Source organism: Phenylobacterium sp. T106 (assembly GCF_057219735.1).
In genome coordinates this window covers 137,112-156,232 of sequence record NZ_JBXVWA010000009.1, presented here as the reverse complement: position 1 = coordinate 156,232, position 19,121 = coordinate 137,112, and the positions used below count along the sequence as shown (strand labels likewise).

The 19,121-nt window shown below is 70.3% G+C and carries 15 protein-coding genes; 7 read left to right on the top strand and 8 right to left on the bottom strand.

The window, feature by feature from the left end; all coding sequences use genetic code 11:
• Positions 1-57: 57 nt before the first annotated feature.
• Positions 58-663, bottom strand: a complete 606-nt coding sequence (locus AC2D8W_RS18835; RefSeq protein WP_484672819.1) for a rhomboid family intramembrane serine protease — start codon at positions 661-663, stop codon at positions 58-60.
• A gap of 208 nt (positions 664-871) precedes the next feature.
• On the opposite strand from AC2D8W_RS18835, the gene AC2D8W_RS18830 reads away from it, so the two are divergent.
• Positions 872-3,754 carry a M16 family metallopeptidase gene (locus AC2D8W_RS18830; RefSeq protein ID WP_484672818.1) on the top strand — a complete coding sequence of 961 codons (2,883 nt, stop codon included), beginning with the start codon at positions 872-874 and terminating at the stop codon, positions 3,752-3,754.
• An 87-nt stretch (positions 3,755-3,841) separates the two neighbouring features.
• On the top strand, positions 3,842-4,360 hold the full coding sequence (locus AC2D8W_RS18825) for a lysozyme (RefSeq protein ID WP_484672817.1): 519 nt from the start codon (positions 3,842-3,844) through the stop codon (positions 4,358-4,360).
• Between the two features lie 54 nt (positions 4,361-4,414).
• Here AC2D8W_RS18825 and AC2D8W_RS18820 read toward each other — a convergent pair whose 3' ends face one another.
• The 3 genes from AC2D8W_RS18820 to AC2D8W_RS18810 all read right to left on the bottom strand — a co-directional run bounded on the left by AC2D8W_RS18820 (position 4,415) and on the right by AC2D8W_RS18810 (position 8,202).
• Positions 4,415-6,070 carry a choline dehydrogenase gene (locus AC2D8W_RS18820; RefSeq protein ID WP_484672816.1) on the bottom strand — a complete coding sequence of 552 codons (1,656 nt, stop codon included), beginning with the start codon at positions 6,068-6,070 and terminating at the stop codon, positions 4,415-4,417.
• A gap of 100 nt (positions 6,071-6,170) precedes the next feature.
• Positions 6,171-7,259: a DUF3667 domain-containing protein gene (locus AC2D8W_RS18815; protein WP_484672815.1), complete on the bottom strand. Its 1,089-nt coding sequence runs from the start codon at positions 7,257-7,259 to the stop codon at positions 6,171-6,173.
• Positions 7,260-7,419: 160 nt separating this feature from the next.
• Positions 7,420-8,202 carry an enoyl-CoA hydratase-related protein gene (locus tag AC2D8W_RS18810; RefSeq protein WP_484672814.1) on the bottom strand — a complete coding sequence of 261 codons (783 nt, stop codon included), beginning with the start codon at positions 8,200-8,202 and terminating at the stop codon, positions 7,420-7,422.
• 66 nt (positions 8,203-8,268) lie between these two features.
• Here AC2D8W_RS18810 and AC2D8W_RS18805 point away from each other — a divergent pair, with 66 nt between their 5' ends.
• Entirely contained in the window at positions 8,269-8,889 is a 621-nt protein-coding gene (locus AC2D8W_RS18805; protein ID WP_484672813.1) for an HAD family hydrolase, read from the top strand.
• Here AC2D8W_RS18805 and AC2D8W_RS18800 read toward each other — a convergent pair.
• Entirely contained in the window at positions 8,853-9,389 is a 537-nt protein-coding gene (locus tag AC2D8W_RS18800) for a gamma carbonic anhydrase family protein (protein WP_293480935.1), read from the bottom strand. The two genes, AC2D8W_RS18805 and AC2D8W_RS18800, sit on opposite strands and share 37 nt — an antisense overlap.
• A 311-nt stretch (positions 9,390-9,700) precedes the next feature.
• Here AC2D8W_RS18800 and AC2D8W_RS18795 point away from each other — a divergent pair, with 311 nt between their 5' ends.
• The 4 genes from AC2D8W_RS18795 (at position 9,701) to AC2D8W_RS18780 (ending at position 15,118) form a co-directional block, all read left to right on the top strand.
• Positions 9,701-10,465, top strand: coding sequence for a PhoH family protein (locus tag AC2D8W_RS18795; RefSeq protein ID WP_293480936.1), 765 nt, complete (start codon positions 9,701-9,703; stop codon positions 10,463-10,465).
• 94 nt (positions 10,466-10,559) lie between these two features.
• On the top strand, positions 10,560-10,997 hold the full coding sequence (locus AC2D8W_RS18790) for a MarR family winged helix-turn-helix transcriptional regulator (RefSeq protein WP_293480937.1): 438 nt from the start codon (positions 10,560-10,562) through the stop codon (positions 10,995-10,997).
• On the top strand, positions 10,994-12,460 hold the full coding sequence (locus tag AC2D8W_RS18785) for an MFS transporter (RefSeq protein ID WP_484672812.1): 1,467 nt from the start codon (positions 10,994-10,996) through the stop codon (positions 12,458-12,460). Before AC2D8W_RS18790 ends, AC2D8W_RS18785 begins: the two co-directional genes overlap by 4 nt.
• Before the next feature lie 60 nt (positions 12,461-12,520).
• Positions 12,521-15,118: a M1 family metallopeptidase gene (locus tag AC2D8W_RS18780; protein ID WP_484672811.1), complete on the top strand. Its 2,598-nt coding sequence runs from the start codon at positions 12,521-12,523 to the stop codon at positions 15,116-15,118.
• Positions 15,119-15,121: 3 nt separating this feature from the next.
• Here the strand turns inward: AC2D8W_RS18780 and AC2D8W_RS18775 are convergent, their stop codons facing one another.
• The 3 genes from AC2D8W_RS18775 to AC2D8W_RS18765 form a co-directional block, all read right to left on the bottom strand.
• Positions 15,122-15,361 (bottom strand): DUF5961 family protein, encoded by a 240-nt coding sequence (locus tag AC2D8W_RS18775; protein ID WP_293480942.1) that lies wholly within the window; start codon positions 15,359-15,361, stop codon positions 15,122-15,124.
• Between the two features lie 6 nt (positions 15,362-15,367).
• Complete coding sequence (locus tag AC2D8W_RS18770) at positions 15,368-16,498, bottom strand: sulfate/molybdate ABC transporter ATP-binding protein (protein WP_484672810.1); 1,131 nt, start codon at positions 16,496-16,498, stop codon at positions 15,368-15,370.
• Positions 16,499-16,589: 91 nt separating this feature from the next.
• Positions 16,590-19,070, bottom strand: coding sequence for a TonB-dependent receptor (locus tag AC2D8W_RS18765; protein WP_484672809.1), 2,481 nt, complete (start codon positions 19,068-19,070; stop codon positions 16,590-16,592).
• Positions 19,071-19,121: the final 51 nt, after the last annotated feature.

The following is a 19,121-nucleotide window of genomic DNA, read 5'->3' as shown; positions in this document are numbered from 1 at the left end:
CAGGACGAAGGGAACCGCAGTTTCAGGCCTGACACAAAACACGGGCGCGTGAGCGGCCTACCGCCGGGCGAGCCATCCCAGGGGCTGGATCAGCACCACGCCGGCCGCGAAGCCGGCGAGATGCGCCTCCCACGCCACGCCCGCCTCCCCGGCCCCGGGCAGCAGCATTCCGCCGGTGAAGGCCATGATGACGTTGACCACGATCCAGGCCAGCCCCATCCCCGTAACCGCCTGCGAGAACATGGGGCCCACCTCTCCTCGCCCGCCGATCAGCCGCGCCGCAGCGCCCATGAGGCCGGACGCCGCGCCCGAGGCGCCCACCATGGCGGCCTCCTGCCCCCAGTGCATCGCGGCGAACCCGACCGCCGCCAGGACGCCGCAGAGGAGGTAGAAGAGGAAGAATCCGGCGGCTCCGGCGAGACGCGGGCCGAAGAACCGCGAGACCGGCGCCCCGAAGGCCAGGATGAAGGCTGCGTTCATCAGCGCGTGCGGCCAGCCGCCATGCAGGAACTGCGATGTGACGAGACCCGCGTACTCCCCGCGCAGCAACTGGCCGGGCGAGAAGGCGTAGAGGTCGACGAGGAACGGCAGGCGGGCCTGGATCGCATAGAGCGCGAGGATGCCGAGGCTCAGGACCACCACCGGCCAGGGGGCGTTCACCATCGGCTCAGGCGAACGCCGACCGTCGGGCTGGCCGGAGTATTGCGGTTTCGGCCCCCCGGATGCGGGCGCTTCGAAGCAGACGACGTCCATCCGTTCCATTTAAGGGGTGTCGCCCGAATGCGCGAGCACCGCCGCGATGCCGCCTTGTCGGCGCCATCGGGCTTGGCGATGGTGCCGGACTCGACGATCGACAATCCAGGCGCAGTTGATGATCCGACTTCTTGGCCGGGGCGCGGCCCTGCTCGCAGCCTTTGCCCTCGCCCTCCCCCCGCCGGCCTGGAGCCAGCCGTCCGCAAGCCAGCCCGCGGGCGCCAGCCTCACGGCGACGGAATGGCCGCAGGCGCGCTCGGACCTCAAGGCCGACCCGGACATCCGCTTCGGCGTCCTGCCCAACGGCATGAGGTATGCGCTGCGCCGGCAGACCACGCCCAAGGGCCAGGCGGCGTTCCGCCTGTGGTTCGGGGCCGGCTCGCTGATGGAGACGGACGCCCAGCTCGGCCTCGCGCACTTTCTCGAGCACATGGCCTTCAACGGATCGAAGAAGGTCAAGGAAGGCGACATGGTTCGCATCCTCGAGCGGCTGGGCCTGGCCTTCGGCGCCGACACCAACGCCTCCACCGGGTTCTCGGAGACCATCTACAAGCTCGACCTGCCCCGCACCGACGACGAGACGGTGGACACCTCCCTGATGCTGCTCTCGGAGGCGGCGTTCGGCCTGACCATCGATCCCGCGGCCGTCGACCGCGAACGCGGCATCGTGCTGTCGGAGGAGCGGGCGCGGGACACGCCCGGCTACCGGATCGCCAAGGCGCGCATGGGGTTCCTGATGCAGGGCCAGCGGCTGCCGACACGCTGGCCGATCGGCACGGTGGAGGTGCTCAAGACCGCCCCGGCCAGCCAGATCGTCGCGTTCTACGATCGGTGGTACCGCCCCGACAGGGCGGTGTTCGTGGCGGCGGGCGATTTCGACCTCGACGCGGTGGAGGCGAAGATCAGGTCCGCCTTCGGCGGCTGGCGTGGGCGCGGGCCTGCCCCCGCTGATCCCGACCCCGGCCCCGTGGCGTCCCGCGGCGCGGAGGCCCGCCTCGTGGTCGAGCCGGGCGTGACCCAGGCGCTGCAGGTCGCCTGGATCAGCCCGCCCGACCTCACGCCCGACACGGCCGCCAAGCGCCGGCGCGAGCTGATCGAGAACCTGGGGCTCGCGGTCCTGAACCGCCGCTTCTCGGCCATCGCCCGCGGCGCCGAGCCGCCGTTCCTGGGCGCCGGGACCTCCAAGTTCGAGCAGGACGATGCGGCCCAGATCGCCCTGATCAGCGTGAACGCCGAGGCGGGACGGTGGCGCGAGGCCCTGACCGCCGCCGAACGGGAGCAGCGCCGGCTGGTGCAATACGGCGTCCGGCAGGACGAACTCGACCGCGAGGTCGAGGAGATCCGCGCCACGCTGCGCGCGGCGGTGGCCGGCGCGGCCACCCGCCGGCCCGCGGACCTGGCCAACGAGATCGTGCAGTCCTTGTCCGACCACACCGTCGTGACGTCCCCGGCCCAGGACCAGGCGCTGTTCGAGGCGGCGGTCAACGGCCTCAAGGCCGAGACCGTGAACGCCGCGCTGAAGTCGACCTTCCAGGGGGCGGGACCGCTGGTCTTCATGGCCTCGCCGACGCCGGTCGAGGGCGGGGAGGCCGCCGTCGCGGCTGCGCTGGCCGCCTCGCAGCAGGTCGCCGTGACGCCCCCGGCGCAGCAGGCGGCCCTCGCCTGGCCCTACGAGAGCTTCGGCGCGCCGGGCCGCGTGGTCGACCGGCGCGACGTCCAGGACCTGGGCGCCAGCTTCGTCCGGTTCGAAAACGGCGTCCGCCTCACCGTCAAGCCGACGGACTTCCGCGACGACGAGGTCCTGGTGCGCGTGAACGTCGGCCAGGGGATGCTGGAGCTGCCGAAGGACCGCCAGAGCCCCTTCTGGGCGGCGGGCGCCTTCATCGAGGGCGGCCTGAAGAAGATCCCGGTCGAGGACATGGAGCGGGTCCTGGCCTCCAAGGTCTATGGGGGCCGGTTCAGCTTCGGCGACGATGCGTTCACCCTCTCCGGGGCCACCCGCACCACCGACGTAGGGACCCAGCTTCAGGTGCTCGCGGCCTATGTGGCCGAGCCCGCCTGGCGCGACGCGGCCTTCGCCCGGGTCAAGGCCGCGGGGCGCACGATCCACGACCAGTACGAGGCGACCGCCAACGGCGTGCTGGCGCGCGACCTGCCGGGCCTCATCCACACGGGCGACCGGCGCTGGACCTTCCCCAGCCGCGAGGAGATCGCGAAGGCTTCGTTCTCGGACGTGGCCGCCGCCGCGGGGCGGGCCCTCGCCGACGGCCCTGTCGAAGTGGTGATCGTCGGCGACATCACCGTCGAGCGGGCGATCGCCGAGACCGCGGCCACCTTCGGCGCGCTGCCGAAGCGCAGGGAGCCGCCCCTGCCCTCGCCCCCGCAGCGGACCGTGGCGTTCCCCAAGGGCGGCGGCGCGCCGGTCGTGCTGACCCACAAGGGGCGCGCGGACCAGTCCATCGGCTACATCGCCTGGGGCACGACCGACTACTGGACCGATCCCCAGCGGGCGCGCGACGCGGCGGTGCTGCGCGAGATCATGAAGCTGCGGGTCACCGACGAGCTGCGCGAGGCCCAGGGCGTCACCTACTCGCCCGACGTCAACTCGCAGCACAGCCTGGTCTGGACGGGCTGGGGCTATATCGCCGCCAGCGTGGAAGCGCCGCCGGAGAAGCTTCCGGGCTTCTTCCGTGACGTGCAGAAGATCGCCGCCGACCTCGCCGCCAAGGACGTGGACGCCGACGAACTGGCGCGCGCCAAAAAGCCCCGCCTCGAGGCGATCCAGCGCATCCGGCTCACCAACAGCTACTGGGTGGGCGAGCTCTCGGGCGCGCAGGCCGATCCGCGCCGCCTCGACATCATCCGCGAGATCGTCCCGGGAACCGAACGGGTCACCGCCGCCGACGTCCGCCGCGCCGCCCAGGCGCTGCTGAGGCCCGAGCGGGCCTACAGGGTGGTGGTGGCGCCGCAGGGCCAGGAGGCTGTCGCCGCCGCGAATTGAGGCTTGCAACCCGCACGGGCATCGAACACCGTTCTACTCAGCCGAGTGGGGCGGCGGCGCATTGGGACAGCCCCCGGGGAAGTCAGCATGCCGATGAAGCTGTCGAAGCGGGGCGCGGAGCTCATCAAGTCCTTCGAGGGCTGCCACAAGGCCAGCGGGGGCGGCTTCAAGGCCTATCTCTGCCCGGCCAATGTGCTGACCATCGGCTGGGGGCACACCAACGGGTCGGGCCGAGCCTTCGACAAGAACTCGGTGTGGACGCAGGCCGAGTGCGACGCCGCGTTCGACGAGGACATGGCCGCCTACGAGGGGCCGGTGAACAGGATGGTCCAGGTCCCGCTCAAGCAGCATCAGTTCGATGCGCTCGTGTCCTTCGCCTACAACTGCGGCGTCCAGGCGCTGCGGGGATCGACGCTGCTGAAGAAGGTCAACGCCCGCAACTTCGATGGCGCGGCGCTGGAGTTCCACAAGTGGGTGCGCGGCGGCGGCAAGGTGCTGCCCGGCCTGGTGCGGCGGCGCGCCGCCGAGTCGATGCTGTTCCAGGACATCCCGGACCGGAACCACGACGGCAAGCCGGACATGCCGCAGGCGGCCGCCATCCGCTGAGCACCTTGCGCCCGACCGGCTGACCCCGGACGATCGGGTGCAGGCCCTGATGCGTCAGGCGGCGACCTTGCCCCCGCCGTCGTAGACCGGCGCGTCCTCCGCGGGCAGATAGGCCCGGCCGCGGATCGCGTCCGAGACCTTCTCGGCGATCATGATGGTCGGGGCGTTCGTGTTGCCGCCCACCAGCGTCGGCATCACCGAGGCGTCGACCACCCGAAGGCCCGCCAGGCCCTGGACCCGGCATTCGGCGTCGACGACGGCCATCGGGTCGCCGGCCATGCCCATGCGGCAGGTGCCAACCGGGTGATAGATGGTCTCGGCCGAGCGGCGGATCCAGGCGTCGAGTTCGGCGTCGGTCTGGACGTCGGCCCCGGGCGCGTACTCGGACTTGATGTAAGGCTTCAGCGCCGCCTGCTTGGCGACCTCCCGCATCATCTTGACGCCCTCGCGCAGCGCGCGGCGATCCTCCTCGGTCGCCAGGTAGTTGGCGAAGATGGCTGGATCGGCCAGCGGATCGGCGCTTCGCAGGCCCACGCGGCCGCGGCTCTCGGGCCGCAGCTGGCACACGTGGAAGGTGAAGCCGTCCTTCTTGATCTGGACCTTGCCGTGGTCCTGCATCATCGCCAGCACCGTGTGGACCTGCAGGTCGGGCCGGTCGAGATCGGGCCGCGAGCGCAGGAAGGCGCCCGATTCGAGGAAGTTCTGCCGCCCGATCCCCTTGCGCCGCAGCATGTAGTCGAGCCCGACGAAGAGCGTCTTGATGCCCTTGCGCATGGAATAGATCGTGATGGGCTGCGGGCACTCCCAGACCATGCAGACGTCCAGGTGATCCTGCAGGTTCTGACCGACGCCGCGTAGCTCGTGCACGACGGGAATGCCGTGGCGGGCGAGCTCTTCGCCGTCGCCGATGCCGGACAGCTGCAGGATGTGCGGCGACTGGACGGCCCCCGCGCAGAGCAGCACCTCGGCCTCGGCGTGGAAGGTCTTCTTCTGGCCTTTGGCGTCCACGGTCTCGACGCCGGTCGCACGGCCATTCTCGACCACGATGCGGGTGGTGCGCAGGCCCGTGACGCAGGTCAGGTTCGGACGGTCGAGGGCGGGGTAGAGGTAGCCGCGCGCGGCGCTCCAGCGTTCGCCGTCCTTGATGGTGAACTGGTAGGGACCCCAGCCCTCTTGCTGGAAGCCGTTGAAGTCGTTGGTGATCGGGTGCCCCGCTTCGGCGCCCGCCTCGATGGCGGCGCGGTAGATCGGGTTCGGCGAGCTCGCCTTCGAAACATGCAGCGGCCCTTCGCCGCCATGCCAGGGGTCGCCGCCCCCCTCGAGCGTCTCCGAGCGCTTGAAGTAGGGCAGCACGTCGGCGTAGCCCCAGCCGGCCAGCCCCATCTGCCGCCACTGATCGTAGTCGCGCGCGTGGCCGCGGATGTAGATCATGCCGTTGATCGACGAAGACCCGCCCCAGCCCTTTCCGCGCGGCCACCAGAGCTTGCGGCCATCGAGGTTGGGCTCGGGCTCGGTCCAGAAGCCCCAATTGAACGGGCCTTGCTTGCCGATGAGGCCGCCCACGCCGGCAGGCATGGTCACCAGGAGCGACTTGTCCTTGCCGCCGGCCTCGACGAGCAGCACGCGCGCCTGGCCGTCCTCGGTGAGCCGGTTGGCCAGCACGCAGCCGGCCGAGCCGGCGCCGATGATGATGTAGTCGAAGCGGTCCATGGGGGGCGTGGGCCTTACAGCGTCAATTTGTCGGGAACCTCGCCCAGCGCGGCCCGGTTCGCAAGAGTGAACAACGCGTCATTTTCGACCGCGCGGACGCTCAGGCGAGGCCGAGCCACAGGATGGCCAGCAGGAAGACGCCGGCGGCCACCGCGGCGAAAATCAGCAGCAGCATGGTCCGCCACAGCGCCGACGGCACGCTCAGGCCATAGGCGCCCTTCAGCTGGAAGAACATATGCGCCGGGACGACGAAGGGGACGGCGGCGAACGCCACGCTGGCGGCCGGCCCGCCCACGCGCAGCGCTCCGGCGACCACCATGATCAGCAGGGACATGAAGGTGAGGGAATAGAGGACGAACACCCCGTGATCGTAGAGGGTGAAGCCCCGCTTCCACAGGAACAGCAGGGCCACGAACGGGATCGAGATCGGAACCAGGAGGAAGGAGAATTTGTAGAAGGTCTGCGACAGCTTGTAGAGCGCCAGCTCGGGGTTCTCCAGCTTGTGCCGAAGCTTCTCGTCGAGCTTTCCGTCCCCGGTGTTGATCTTGAGCTTTCCCGTGCGCGTCTCTTCCGCGAGCCGCGTCTTCCAATCCCCGCCGGCCACCCGCGCCGCCGTCTCCAGCCCCCGGAACTCGTCTATCGCCGCCGCAACCCCGGCCCGGGCCGCCCTGGCCGCACCCTCGGCCTCGGCGCGGTCCTGCGGATTCGCGGCCTTCGCCAGGGCCGCCTCGGCCTCGGCCAGTTCGGTGCGGCTCCTGGAAAGCTCGGCCGCCGCGACCGCCCGCTCCTGCGCCAGCGACATGGCCGGCGCCTCCGGCAGGTAGGAGATCGCCATGAAGAGCACGAAGACGGTGAACAGGAACATCGCCAGCGGCGAGACGTAGCGGGCGCGCTTGCCCAGGCACCATTCGCGCGTCAGCTGGCCCGGCCGGAACACCAGGCGCGGGAGCGTGCGCCAGGCGCGGCTGTCGAAGTGCATCACCCCGTGCAGCAGCTCCTCGCCCAGATGCAGCAAGGTGCGATGGACGTGGGCCGCGTTGCCACAGTTGTGGCAGAAGCGGCCCAGGGTCTCGGTCCCGCAGTCCGCGCACGTGGGATGGTGCTCCCCGGCCTTGCCCGCAGGGGTCTCGAACGTCGAGGCGACCAGCCCTCCCGTCGCCGTCCCGCCGACCGCTTCCAGATCCACCATCGGCCCGCCCTGCCACGACTCCGGCGGAATTTGGCGGGATTGGCAGGGGCGAACAAGCGGGCCTTGGGCAAGGACGCTGGTGAGGGGCGCAGGGTGACCGGATCAGAAGCGGTTCACGCCTTCATCCCGTCGCCAGGCGCCCCGCAGCGCGACGCGACGCTCAGCGGCCCTTCCAGTTCGGCGCGCGCTTCTGGGCGAAGGCCAGCGGGCCTTCCTTGAAGTCCTCGGACGTGTAGAGGGCGGCCACGGCCGGATACTTGTTCTGGCCCTTCAGCGCCGCTTCCAGGCTGGGCTCGTCCAGCCCCTTCAGGACCGCCTCCTTGGACGCGCGGATCGACATCGGCCCGAGCTCGCAGATGCCGGCGGCGATCTCGTTGGCGCGGCGGATCAGGTCCTGCGGCGCCGTCACCTCGTACACGAAGCCCAGCTCCTTGCCCTCGGCCGCCGAGACGCGGCGAGCCGTGAGGATCATGCCCATGGCGCGCTTCACGCCGATGGCGCGCGGCAGGCGGTGGAGGCCGCCCGCCAGGGCCGCCAGGCCCACGCGGGGCTCCGGAAGCGAGAAGACGGCGGTCTCGGACGCCACGATGATGTCGCAGGCGAGCGCGATCTCGAACCCGCCGCCCATGGCGACGCCGTTGACGGCCGCGATCAGCGGCTTGGTGAGATCGAAGCGCGCGGTGATCCCCGCGAACCCCGACGGCGGCGAGCGCATCTGGCCGCCGCTCGCCTGGTACTTCAGGTCGTTGCCCGCCGAGAACGCCCGGTCGCCCGCGCCCGTGATGATCCCCACCCACTGATCGGGATCGGCCGCGAAGGCGTTCAGCGCCTCGTCCATCTCGAAGTGCGCCGGCGAGTGCATCGCGTTCATCACATCGGGGCGGTTCAGCGTGATCGTCGTGACCGGCCCTGCGCGGTCGACCTTGATGAATTCGTAGGCCATGGCGTCCTCCCGTTTGGCCGCACGGTCGGGGGCGGACCCTACGTCCGTCAACTGGCATAAGGGGCCATGCCCATCCTCGTGCTCGACATCGGCGGCGTCTTCTATCGTGGCTGGCCGGACGGCGCGTTCTGGGACCGATGGACGGTGCGAACCGGACTCGATCGCGCCACACTGGAGGACGCGCTGTCGCGTTCACCCGAACATCGCGCCGCCCAGGTCGGCGCCATGACGGCTGACGAGGCCTTCGCCGCCTCAGGCGCTCGCCTGGGGCTCTCGGGAGCCCTGTTTCGGCAACTCGCCGAAGACGCCTACCTGAGCGAATTCAACGAGCGCCTTGCCCAGGCCGTTCGAGGCCTTCGAGCGCTGGGCGTCCGGGTGATGGCGCTGAGCAACACCCTGTCGAGCGAATCCCAGATCATGGCGCGGCCGGAGTTTGCGGGCGTATTCGAGGGCGTCGTCTCCTCGCGCGACGTCGGCTTCGCCAAGCCGGCTCCCGCCATCTATCTCGCCCTGCTCGAGCGGTTGCGCGCACCCCCTGAAGACGTGGTGTTCGTCGACGACCTCCCGGGCCACGTCGAAGCGGCGCGGACGCTCGGACTGAACGGGATCCGCTTCGAGGACACGGACCAGGCGCTCGCCGAGCTCGGCGCCTACTTTCCGGAGATCGCCGCCAGCTCGCGCCGGTAGCGCTTCCAGTTCTCGACGTAGTGGGCCGAGCCCGCGCGGATCATCATCGCCTGCTCGGGGCTGAGTTCGCGGACCACCTTGCCCGGCGCCCCCATGACCAACGAGTTGTCCGGGATCTCCTTGCCCTCGGTGATTAGGCAGTTGGCGCCGATCAGGCAGTTCTTCCCGATCTTCGCGCCGTTCAGAACGATCGAGCCGATGCCGACCAGGCTGCCATCGCCGATGGTGCAGCCGTGGAGCATCACCATATGGCCCACCGTGACGTTGTCGCCGATGAAGAGCGGCGAGCCGGTGTCGGTATGGCAGACGCTGCCGTCCTGGATGTTGGAGCCCTCGCCCAGCACGATCGGGTCGTTGTCGCCGCGAAGCGTGGCGCCCCACCAGACCGACGCATTCTTCTTCAGGATGACCCGCCCGATAACCGCGGCGTTTGGCGCGATCCAGTATTCGTCATCGTTTGGTAGCTCAGGTGTCACATTGCCTAAGTTGTAGACAGCCAATTCGGAACCCTTCTTCTTCCCGCAGCCGGGCCTTTAACGACTCGTAAAGCACGCTACCCTCATTCTAGTCGGGCGATTCGAGAGGGCGAAAGCCTTACCGGAAGCCGCCGCGGGGGTTTCGCTCCTGCGTCTCGCGCTGGACGGGGTTGGATGGCGCTGAGTTTGTCGTTCCTCCGGGCTGTTCCGCCCGGACCTGCAGAAGCAGCCGGACCTCCGGGGCCGGCACGCGGCCGCCGCCACCGTTCTCTCCCACCATTCGAAGGGCGCTCCCACGCGGGACGCCCTTTTTTCTTGCCCCCTGAGGAGGCCAAATGAGCAAGCGGGCTCTGAAGCGACAGCTGCGCGAAGGCGCGTTCGACGCCGGTCAGTTCGAGGGGGACGACAAAATCCGCAGGCTGCCCGTGGACCGGGGCTGGTCTCCATTGTCACACCACAACGACGACCGCGAGCAGGGCTACCTCAAGACCATCAAGGCCAAGTCGGACGGCCAGCAGGCCCTGATCAACGCGATCGACGCGAAGAACCTCGTGCTCGCCCTCGGTCCCGCGGGGACCGGCAAGACCTACCTGGCCATCGCCAAGGCCGTGGAGGCGCTGGAAAGCGGGCGCGTCGGCCGGATCGTCCTCTCGCGGCCGGCGGTCGAGGCGGGCGAGTCCATCGGCTTCCTGCCCGGGGACGCCGAGGACAAGCTCGCGCCCTATCTGCGGCCGCTGTACGACGCCCTGTCGGACCGGCTCTCGATGAAGCGCGTCCGGGCGCTGATGGCCGAGGGCGCCATCGAGATCGCCCCCGTCGGCTTCATGCGCGGGCGCACCCTCAACAACGCCTTCGTGGTGATCGACGAGGCCCAGAACTGCACCTACATGCAGCTCAAGATGCTCCTCACCCGCCTGGGCTGGCATTCCACCATGGTGGTCACGGGCGACCCGAACCAGTCCGACCTTCTGCCCGAGCTGTCGGGCCTCAAGCCCGTGGCGGAGCGGCTGGAGGAGGTCGGCAACATCGCCGTGGTGCGCCTCGGCGACCGCGACATCGTCCGCCATCCCCTGGTCGCCGAGATGCTCGGCGTCCTCTGACAGATCCGCGCCCCGTCGCCTGTCGGCGGGGCGCGCCCTTGCGCCGGGCCAGGCGCGGGTCTAGGTAGTTCGGCGACCTAACTACCTGGAACTCATGCCCGGCGCTCCTGAGAACGACGTCATCGGCCTGGCCGAAGCGCTTCGGCCTGCGATCCTGCGCGTGTCGCGCCGCCTGCGTCAGGAAGCGCAGAAGGCTGGGATCTCGGCGCAGGACGCCTTGCTGCTGGGCCACATCCGCAAGCATCCGGGCATCGGGGTCAGCGCGCTGGCCGAGGTGGAGCGGACGTCCAAGCCGACCATGAGCGCCCACATCAAGCGGCTCGAGGCGGCCGGCCTCGTGGCCCGCAGCAGCGACGCCGAGGACGGACGCCGTTCGGGCCTCGCCATCACGCCGTCCGGCGCCCGGACCCTCGAGCTGATCCGCCGGCAGCGCAACGACTGGCTCGCCGCCCGCCTCGCCCGCCTGTCTCCCGCCGAGCGCGAAGCGGTTTCGGAGGCCACGCCCGCGCTTCTGCGGCTGGTGGAGCCGTGACCCCGCCGACCGACGACACGGCGGAGGGCGCGACGCCTCGGGAGGACGCCGGCGGCCCCCCCGTCCCCACCGCGTTCCGACGCGGCTGGCTGATCCCCGCGATCATCGGCTCGGCGCTGATGATGCAGACGCTCAACGCCACGGTGATCTCCAACGCCCTGCCCGCCATGGCCGCGTCGTTCGGCGTGGAGCCGGTGCGGCTGAGCGCGGCCATCACCACCTACATGCTCTCCGCGGCGATCTTCCTGCCGCTGTCGGGGTGGCTGGCCGACCGCTTCGGGGCGCGGCGCATCTTCATGTTCTCGATCGTGCTCTACGCCGCAGGGTCCGCGGCGTGCGGCTTCGCCGGGTCGTTCTGGGAACTCATCGCCGCACGCTTCATCCAGGGCGCGGCGGGGGCTACGCTGATGCCGGTGGGCCGCCTGGTGCTCCTGCGGATCACCCCGAAGAGCGAGCTGGTGGGCGCGCTATCGGTGGTGACCATGCCGGCCCTGCTGGGTCCCGTCCTGGGCCCGGTGCTGGGCGGCGCCATCGTCACCTTCGCCGACTGGCCATGGATCTTCTTCATGAACCTGCCGATCGCGCTGATGGGGCTGGTGCTGGTCTGGCTCTATGTGCCCGAGGTGCCGGACCAGTCCGCGGGCAAGGTCGACTTCCTCGGCATGGCCCTGACCGGACTCGGCCTGGCGGGACTGATCGTCGGGTTCGAGAACCTGGGCCGCGACGTGCTGCCGGGCGCCCTGGTGGCGGGCCTCTTCGCCGCCGGGTTCGCCATGCTGCTGGCCTACGTCTGGCACGCGCGGCGAACGCCCCACGCCGTGGTGAACCTCGGCATCTTCCGCCACAGGACGTTCCAGGCCTCGGTGATCGGCGGCGCCTGGATGCGGCTGGCCATGGGCGCGAACCCGTTCCTACTGGCGATGCTGCTGCAGGTGGCCTTCGGTCTCTCGGCCTTCGCGGCGGGCCTGATGACCTTCATCTCGGCGGTGGGCGCGCTCCTGATGAAGACCGCTGCGCCGCCGATCCTGCGCGCGTTCGGCTTCCGCACGGTGCTGCTGGTCAACGCCGTGATCGTGGGCGCGAGCTTCATGGCGTACGCGGCCTTCCGCCCCTCCTGGCCTCACTGGGCGATCATGGCGGTGCTGGGGGTCGGCGGGTTCTTCCGCTCCCTGCAGTTCACTGCCTTGAACGGCATGGCGTTCGCCGACATCGACCAGGACCAGATGAGCCGCGCGACGACGACCTCCTCGATGGTCCAGCAGCTCGTGCAGTCCGTCGGCATCGGCCTCTCGGCGAGCCTTCTCAGCGTGCTGATGACGCTGGAGGGCGCCACGCGGATGACGCCGGAGGTCGTCGCGCCCGCGTTCGTCATCCTGGGGCTCGTGACCATGGTGTCGATGTTCTGGTTCGTCCGTCTGCCGGCGGACGCGGGCGACGAGATGAACGGTCGGGTCCCGCGCTAGGCGAAGCGTTCCGCAATCCCTATGCTGGACGCCTGGTTTGTCGCGTGAGCTGCCCGAACGATGAAATTTCTTGCCGCCGCCGCCCTCTTCCTCGCGGCGGCCTCGCCGACTTCGGCCGCGACGGCCAAGCCCGACACGCGCGTGGTTCTGCCCACCGACGTGAGGCCTGACCGCTACGAGATCCGGGTGGCGCCCGATCCGGACCGGCTGACGTTCGACGGCCATGTGAAGGTCGAGCTGACGGTCGTGCGGCCCACCGACCGCATCGTGCTGAACGCGCAGGACCTGACCCTGGAAAAGGCGAGCCTGTCCGGTCAGGCCGCGGCGCCGCGCATCGAATGGAACGCGGAGGAGCAGACCGCCGCCTTCGTCTTCCCCCAGCGCCTGGAGCCGGGCCGCTACACGCTGGACATCGACTACAAGGGGCGGATCTTCCAGTCGCCCGCGGCGCTCTTCTACCTCGACTACAGCGCCCCCGACGGCGGCAAGCGGCGCGGGCTCTACACCCAGTTCCAGAACTCGGACGCCCGCCGCTTCGCGCCGATGTGGGACGAGCCGGGCGTCCGCTCGGTGTTCTCGCTGACGGTCGACACGCCGCCCGGCCAGATGTCGGTCTCCAACATGCCGGTGGCGTCGGAGACGCCGCTCGAGGACGGAAAGCGCCGCGTCCGGTTCGCCGACAGCCCGAAGATGAGCTCGTACCTGCTGTTCATGGCAATGGGCGACTTCGAGCGCATCTCGCAGACGGTGGCCGGGGTCGACGTGGGCGTCGTGGTCCGCCGCGGCGACACCGAAAAGGCGCGCTACGCCCTGGACGCCACGGTGAAGCTGCTGCCCTACTTCAACGACTGGTTCGACACCCCCTACCCGCTCCCGAAGCTCGACCTGATCGCGGGCCCCGGCCGCAGCCAGTTCTTCGCGGCCATGGAGAACTGGGGCGCCATCTTCTACTTCGACTACGCGATCCTGCTGGATCCCAAGCTCTCGACCGAGACCGACAGGCAGTACGTCTTCACGACCGTCGCGCACGAGGTTTCCCACCAGTGGTTCGGCAACCTGGTCACCATGGCCTGGTGGGACGACCTGTGGCTGAACGAGAGCTTCGCCTCCTGGATGGAGAACAAGGCCTCCGACCATTTCCATCCCGAGTGGAACCTCTGGCTCTCGACCCAGGCCGGGCAGCAGGGCGCCATGCGGCTGGACAGCCGCGCCGGCACCCATCCCGTGATCACCGACATCCCCGACGTGTTCGCGGCCGCGAACGCCTTCGACGCCATCACCTACCAGAAGGGCCAGGCGGTGGTGCGGATGCTCGAGAGCTACGTGGGCGAGGACGCGTTCCGGACGGGGGTGCGCGCCTACATCCGGAAGCACGCCTACGGAAACACGGTGAGCGACGACCTCTGGGCCGCGCTGGACGCCGCCGCGCCCGGCAAGGACGTGACCGGCATGGCGCACGACTTCCTGCGGCAGCCGGGGGTCCCGCTCATCCGCGCCGCCCCGGCCGGGAACGGCGTCCGGCTGAGCCAGGAGCGCATGGCGGCCGACCCCAGCCAGAGCGCGCCCCAGACGTGGCGTACGCCGGTCGTGGTGAAGGGTCTCGCCGGCGGCGCCTGGAGCGGCGTGGTGAGCGCCGGCAAGCCGCAGATCGCGCCCGTGGCGGCCCCCGCCGTCGTGAACGCCGGCCAGACCGGCTACTTCCGAACCGCCTACGCCCCGGCGCTCTGGTCGAAGCTGGCGCCGCAGTTCGGCCGCCTCGCGCCGGCCGACCAGCTGGGCCTGCTCTACGACAGCCGCACGCTCGGAGAGGCAGGCTACGCGCCCATGAGCGACTTCCTGGCGCTGGCGCGCAACACGCCGGCCGACGCCGATCCGCTGGTGCTCGACACGCTGGCGACGCAGCTGTCGGCGGTCGACGCGCTCTATTCGGGCCGGCCGGGCCAGGCGAGGTTCCGGACGTTCGCGCGGGCCCGCCTCGTGCCGATCCTTGGCCGGCTCGGCTGGGACCCGAAGGCCGGCGAGCCCGACAACGCCGCGATCGCGCGCCGGACGGTGCTGACTACGCTCGGCGACTTCGAGGACCCGATGGTCATCGCCGAGGCGCGGCGGCGCTTCGACCGCTGGCTGGCGGAACCGGAAAGCCTGCAGGGCGCCGGCCGGCGCACGGTGCTCTCCATCGTGGCCGCCAATGCGGACGAGGCGACCTGGGAGGCGCTCCGGCGACAGGCGCTCGCCTCGAAGGACGTCACCGACCGCAGCCGCCTGCTCGCCCTGCTCGCGGGCAGCGACGATCCGAAGCTGGCCGACCGGGCCCTCGCCCTCGCTCTGTCCGGCGACGTGAGCCCCAACGAGGCCCCGACGATCATCGCCGAGGTGGCCGGGAACTTCCCGGACAAGGCCTACGACTTCGCGATCGCCAACCGCGCCCGGGTGGACGAGCTGCTCGAGCCCACCAGCCGCACCTCCTACTATGCCGAACTGGCGCAGGCCTCGCGCGAGCCCGCCATGCTGGAGAAGCTCGGACGCTTCAAGGCCACCGTCCCGGCCTCCGCCCGCGGCGAGGTCGAGAAGGCCGAGGGCGCGATCCGCTACCGGCTCGACGTCATCGCCAGGCGGCTGCCCGAGACGGACGGCTGGCTGGCGTCCAACGGACGGTAGCGCTCAGTCGCAGGGCGTCGCCTCGCCGCTGCCGAGGTCGATCGTGAAGCACTGGCGCTGGCCGGTCTCCATGTCCTCGACGAACAGGCTGAGGTTGTCGTCGTCGTCCGGGGCCGGGTGGTGGTCCTCGATGAAACGCAGCGCCGCGTCCTCGAAGTTGAGGCCTTCGACCAGATGGGCGCGCGACGGCGCCTCCGAGACGCCGTGGATGCAGAAGCGGCGCTGCAGGTTCGTGTCGCTCATGAAGGCTCAACGCGCGGGCGGCGCAGATGGACCTGGGCCGCGCGCGTAAACCTGTGGACGCAGCGGCCGCACCCGCATCCGCGCGCCCGGCGCGACCGCCTCGAGCGCCGTCTGCGCGTGGCCGCGCAACTCCATGGGTTCGCCGCCCACGCGGCATTCGATGCGCACCTGCGAGCCCCGCCGCGCCGCCGCGACCACCTCGACCGGTACGCCCTCGCCCGACAGCGGGGCCAACGCCACCTCGTCCGGCCGGAAGAAGACGTCCACCGGACCATGAGGCGCACCGGGCGGCGCCTGGGTCTCCCAGTCGGCCAACCTGAGCCGACCGCCCTCCACGACGCCCGCCATCCGGCAGGCCTGCCCGAGGAAGCCGAACACGAAGGGGGTGGCCGGCTGGTCGTAGACCTCGGCCGGCGAGCCCAGCTGGACCAGTTCGCCCGCGTTCAGGATGGCCACCCGGTCGGCGAGGTCCAGCGCCTCCTCCTGGTCGTGGGTCACGAAGACCGTCGTGACGCCGGCGCGGTCGTGCAGGTCGCGCAGCCAGCGGCGGAGTTCACGGCGGACCTGGGCGTCCAGCGCTCCGAACGGCTCGTCGAGCAGCAGCATCCGCGGCTCGACGGCCAGCGCCCGCGCGAGCGCCACCCGCTGGCGCTGGCCGCCCGACAGCTGGGCGGGGTAGCGGTCCTGCAGGCCCTGCAGCTGCACGAGATCGAGGAGCCGGGCCACCCGCTCGGCGATCTCGTCCGGCGACGGCCGCTCGCCGCGCCCGCGGACGGCCAGGCCGAAGGCGACATTGCGGGCCACCGACATGTGCGGGAAGAGCGCGTAGTGCTGGAAGACCATGCCCACCCGGCGCTGGCGGACCGGCAGCGAAAGGAAGTCCTCGCCCCGGAAACGGACCGCGCCGGCGTCGGGCGCCTCCAGCCCGGCCAGCACGCGCAGCAACGTGGTCTTGCCCGACCCGGACGGCCCGAGCAGCGCCAGGAACTCGCCCTCCCGCGCCTGCAGGGAGACGTCCTTCAGGACCGCGACACGCCCGAAAGTCTTCGAAACGCGGCGGATGTCGAGCGCCAGCGGGTCGGTGACGGCTTCCGGAGCCGCGCGGTCTCCATCCTTGAAGAGCAGCCTGAAAGACAAGCGATGGGACCCCGCTGGCGATGCCCGCCGATCATCGCTTCATCCGTCCCACAGGAGAAGCGCCGATGGCGCCACCGTCGAGGCCCGCCGCTCAGAAGGCCGCCCTGAACGTCACGCCCCAGGTCCGGGGATCGCCCGGCTGGCCCGCGATGAGGCCGGTGTTGCTGGGGCCCACCGCGAGGAAGTCGAAGTACTCCTCGTCGAAGGCGTTGCGCACCCAGGCGTAGAGGTTGACCCCGTCATCCGTGCGGAAGCCGGCGCGGAAGTTGGAGAGCGAATACCCGTCTACCCAGGTGTAGATCGACGGCGAGGCGTTCGACGAGAAGCTCGAGCGATAGCTGCCGTCGTAGCCCACATAGACCTCGCCCGACCGGCGGAGGAACGTCGCGGGCGCGCTGGCCTCGGCGCCGAACGAGAGGCTCCACTTCGAGATCCCAGGCAGGCGCTGCCCCGAGATGTCGCAGTTCGCGGGGCTCAGTCCGCCCGGCGTACCCGGCGCGCTGGGCGTCTGGCCCGCCCCCACGGTCGTGCCGCCAGAGAGTTCCGGCGGGCACGGCGCATCCACGAAGCGGCGGTAGGTCGCGTCGGTGTAGGCCCCGTTGGCGTAGGCGCTGAACCGCTCGCTCGGCCGCACAGAAAAGTCGAACTCGAAGCCCTGGCTGCGCACCTTGTCCGCGTTCGCGAGATAGCCGCGCAGGACCCCGAGCTGGCCGTTGGTGACCGTGGCCTGGTAGTCCTTGATCTCGGTGCGGAAGGCCGAGAGGTTCAAGGTCGCCCGCCGGTCCCAGAACTGGGTCTTGAGGCCCGCCTCGAAGTGGTCGACGTCCTCCGGCTTGATCGAGCCGGCCGAGAGGATGGGATTGCCGGCTGCGTCCGTCGGCAGGCCGTTCTGGTTGATGCCGCCGGTCTTGAAGGTCTTGGCGTAGGTCGCATACCCCAGAACGTCGGGCTGGAGCCGGTAGCTCAGGGTCAGGTCGTAGCTGAAGTTCCAGTCGCTGAAACTGGGCGCGCTCACCTGCGGCGAGAAGACCGCGAGCTGCGCCGCCCGCCGGGCGCCGGTCTGCCCGAAGAGCACGGGCTGGCCCTGGCCGTCGAAGACGCGGCGTTCGTACGAGCCTTCCTTCTTGTCGTAGTTGAGCCGCAGGCCGGGCTGGATGGTGAGGGCGTCGCTCACCTTCCAGCTCGCCTGGCCGAACACGGCGAAGCTCGTGGCCTTCAGGGACTGGGTGTTCAGCGCAGTGAGGCCAGCCAGCACGGTCGGATCGTTCGACAGGACGTTGGTCGGCGCGATGTTCCAGCGGCTGGACGCGGCGCCCTGCTGCTCGGTCCCCTGCGTGTCGATGCGCTGGCGGAAGGCGAAGACGCCCAGCACGCCGTCGATGCGCTCGCCGGCGTAGTTGTAGCGCAGCTCCTGGCTGTACTGGTCCTGCTGCGAAGGATTCTGCGACTTCGACACGATCGGCAGGCCCGTGAAGTCACGGTCGTTCTCGGGCTTCCAGTCCCAGTACCGCCAGGCCGTGATCGAGGTGAGGGTCCCCGGCCCCACATTCCACACTACCCGGGCCGAGGCGCCGCCGATCTCGTTTCCGGCATTGAGGCTGGCGTCCACGTCGGTCAGCCGGTCGAACGGGTTGGTGCTGACGACGCGATAGTTCTGGGCCGCCGCCAGCGCGGCGTACTGGCGGTTCAGGGGCCGCTGGGTGGCGCCGGTCCGCACATAGATCTGCGCGCAGCACTCCGCATCCTGCTTGCTGTAGTCGGCCGCCAGCGTCACCGCGAGGCCGTCGACCGGCTTCCACAGGAGCTGCCCCCGCAGGCCGATGTTGTCCTGGGCGTTGACGTGCTGCTGGCTGGTCACGTTGTAGATCGTCCCGCGCCGCGTCGTGGACGAGACGGCCAGCCTCGCGGCGAGGGTGTCGGTGAGGGGGCCCGACACGGCCGCCTTTGCCTGCTTGAAATCATAGTTGCCGGCCGTGATCTCGGCGGTCGCCACGAAGTCGAAGCTGGGCTGGTTGGTCGTGATGTTCACGGCCCCGGCGGTGGTGTTCTTGCCGTAGAGCGTGCCTTGCGGACCGCGCAGCACCTCGATCCGCGACACGTCGAGGAAGTCGAATGTCGCGGCGGCCACGCGGGCGTTGTAGACGTCGTCCACATAGATGCCGACGCCCTGCTCGAAGCCGTCGCTGGTCAGCCCGAACGGGACCCCGAGGCCGCGGATGTTCACCGTCGTGTTGCGCGGGTTCGACGAGTAGAACTGCAGCGTCGGCGTCAGCTGCTGAAGTCGGCCGACGTTGAAGGCGCCCACCGCGTCGATCTGCGCGCCGCCCACCACCGACACCGCCAGCGGCACCGACTGGACCGTCTCCTCGCGCCGCCTGGCCGTGACCGTCAGCTCACCGACCGTGGTGACCGATTCGGAGTCTTCTGCCGCGGCGGCGGGCGTGGCGTGCTCTGCCGCCGCCGCCGCCGGCGACGGCCCGGCCGCCTGAGCCAGGGCCGCCGGCGCAGCGCTGCAGAGAAGCGCCGTCGCCAGGGCGGCGGGCGTCAGGCGCCGAAGCGTGGTCGCAGTCATGGGTTCAGTCCCCCTCGTTGAAGAGAGGCGAACCTAGACCTTCTATTCCTA

Bases quoted from the DNA above. Each gene is read 5' to 3' on its own strand.
- AC2D8W_RS18835 (WP_484672819.1), bottom strand. From the start codon at position 663: ATGGTGAACGCCCCCTGGCCGGTGGTGGTCCTGAGCCTCGGCATCCTC.
- AC2D8W_RS18830 (WP_484672818.1), top strand. From the start codon at position 872: ATGATCCGACTTCTTGGCCGGGGCGCGGCCCTGCTCGCAGCCTTTGCC.
- AC2D8W_RS18825 (WP_484672817.1), top strand. From the start codon at position 3,842: ATGCCGATGAAGCTGTCGAAGCGGGGCGCGGAGCTCATCAAGTCCTTC.
- AC2D8W_RS18820 (WP_484672816.1), bottom strand. From the start codon at position 6,070: ATGGACCGCTTCGACTACATCATCATCGGCGCCGGCTCGGCCGGCTGC.
- AC2D8W_RS18815 (WP_484672815.1), bottom strand. From the start codon at position 7,259: ATGGTGGATCTGGAAGCGGTCGGCGGGACGGCGACGGGAGGGCTGGTC.
- AC2D8W_RS18810 (WP_484672814.1), bottom strand. From the start codon at position 8,202: ATGGCCTACGAATTCATCAAGGTCGACCGCGCAGGGCCGGTCACGACG.
- AC2D8W_RS18805 (WP_484672813.1), top strand. From the start codon at position 8,269: ATGCCCATCCTCGTGCTCGACATCGGCGGCGTCTTCTATCGTGGCTGG.
- AC2D8W_RS18795 (WP_293480936.1), top strand. From the start codon at position 9,701: ATGAGCAAGCGGGCTCTGAAGCGACAGCTGCGCGAAGGCGCGTTCGAC.
- AC2D8W_RS18790 (WP_293480937.1), top strand. From the start codon at position 10,560: ATGCCCGGCGCTCCTGAGAACGACGTCATCGGCCTGGCCGAAGCGCTT.
- AC2D8W_RS18780 (WP_484672811.1), top strand. From the start codon at position 12,521: ATGAAATTTCTTGCCGCCGCCGCCCTCTTCCTCGCGGCGGCCTCGCCG.
- AC2D8W_RS18775 (WP_293480942.1), bottom strand. From the start codon at position 15,361: ATGAGCGACACGAACCTGCAGCGCCGCTTCTGCATCCACGGCGTCTCG.
- AC2D8W_RS18765 (WP_484672809.1), bottom strand. From the start codon at position 19,070: ATGACTGCGACCACGCTTCGGCGCCTGACGCCCGCCGCCCTGGCGACG.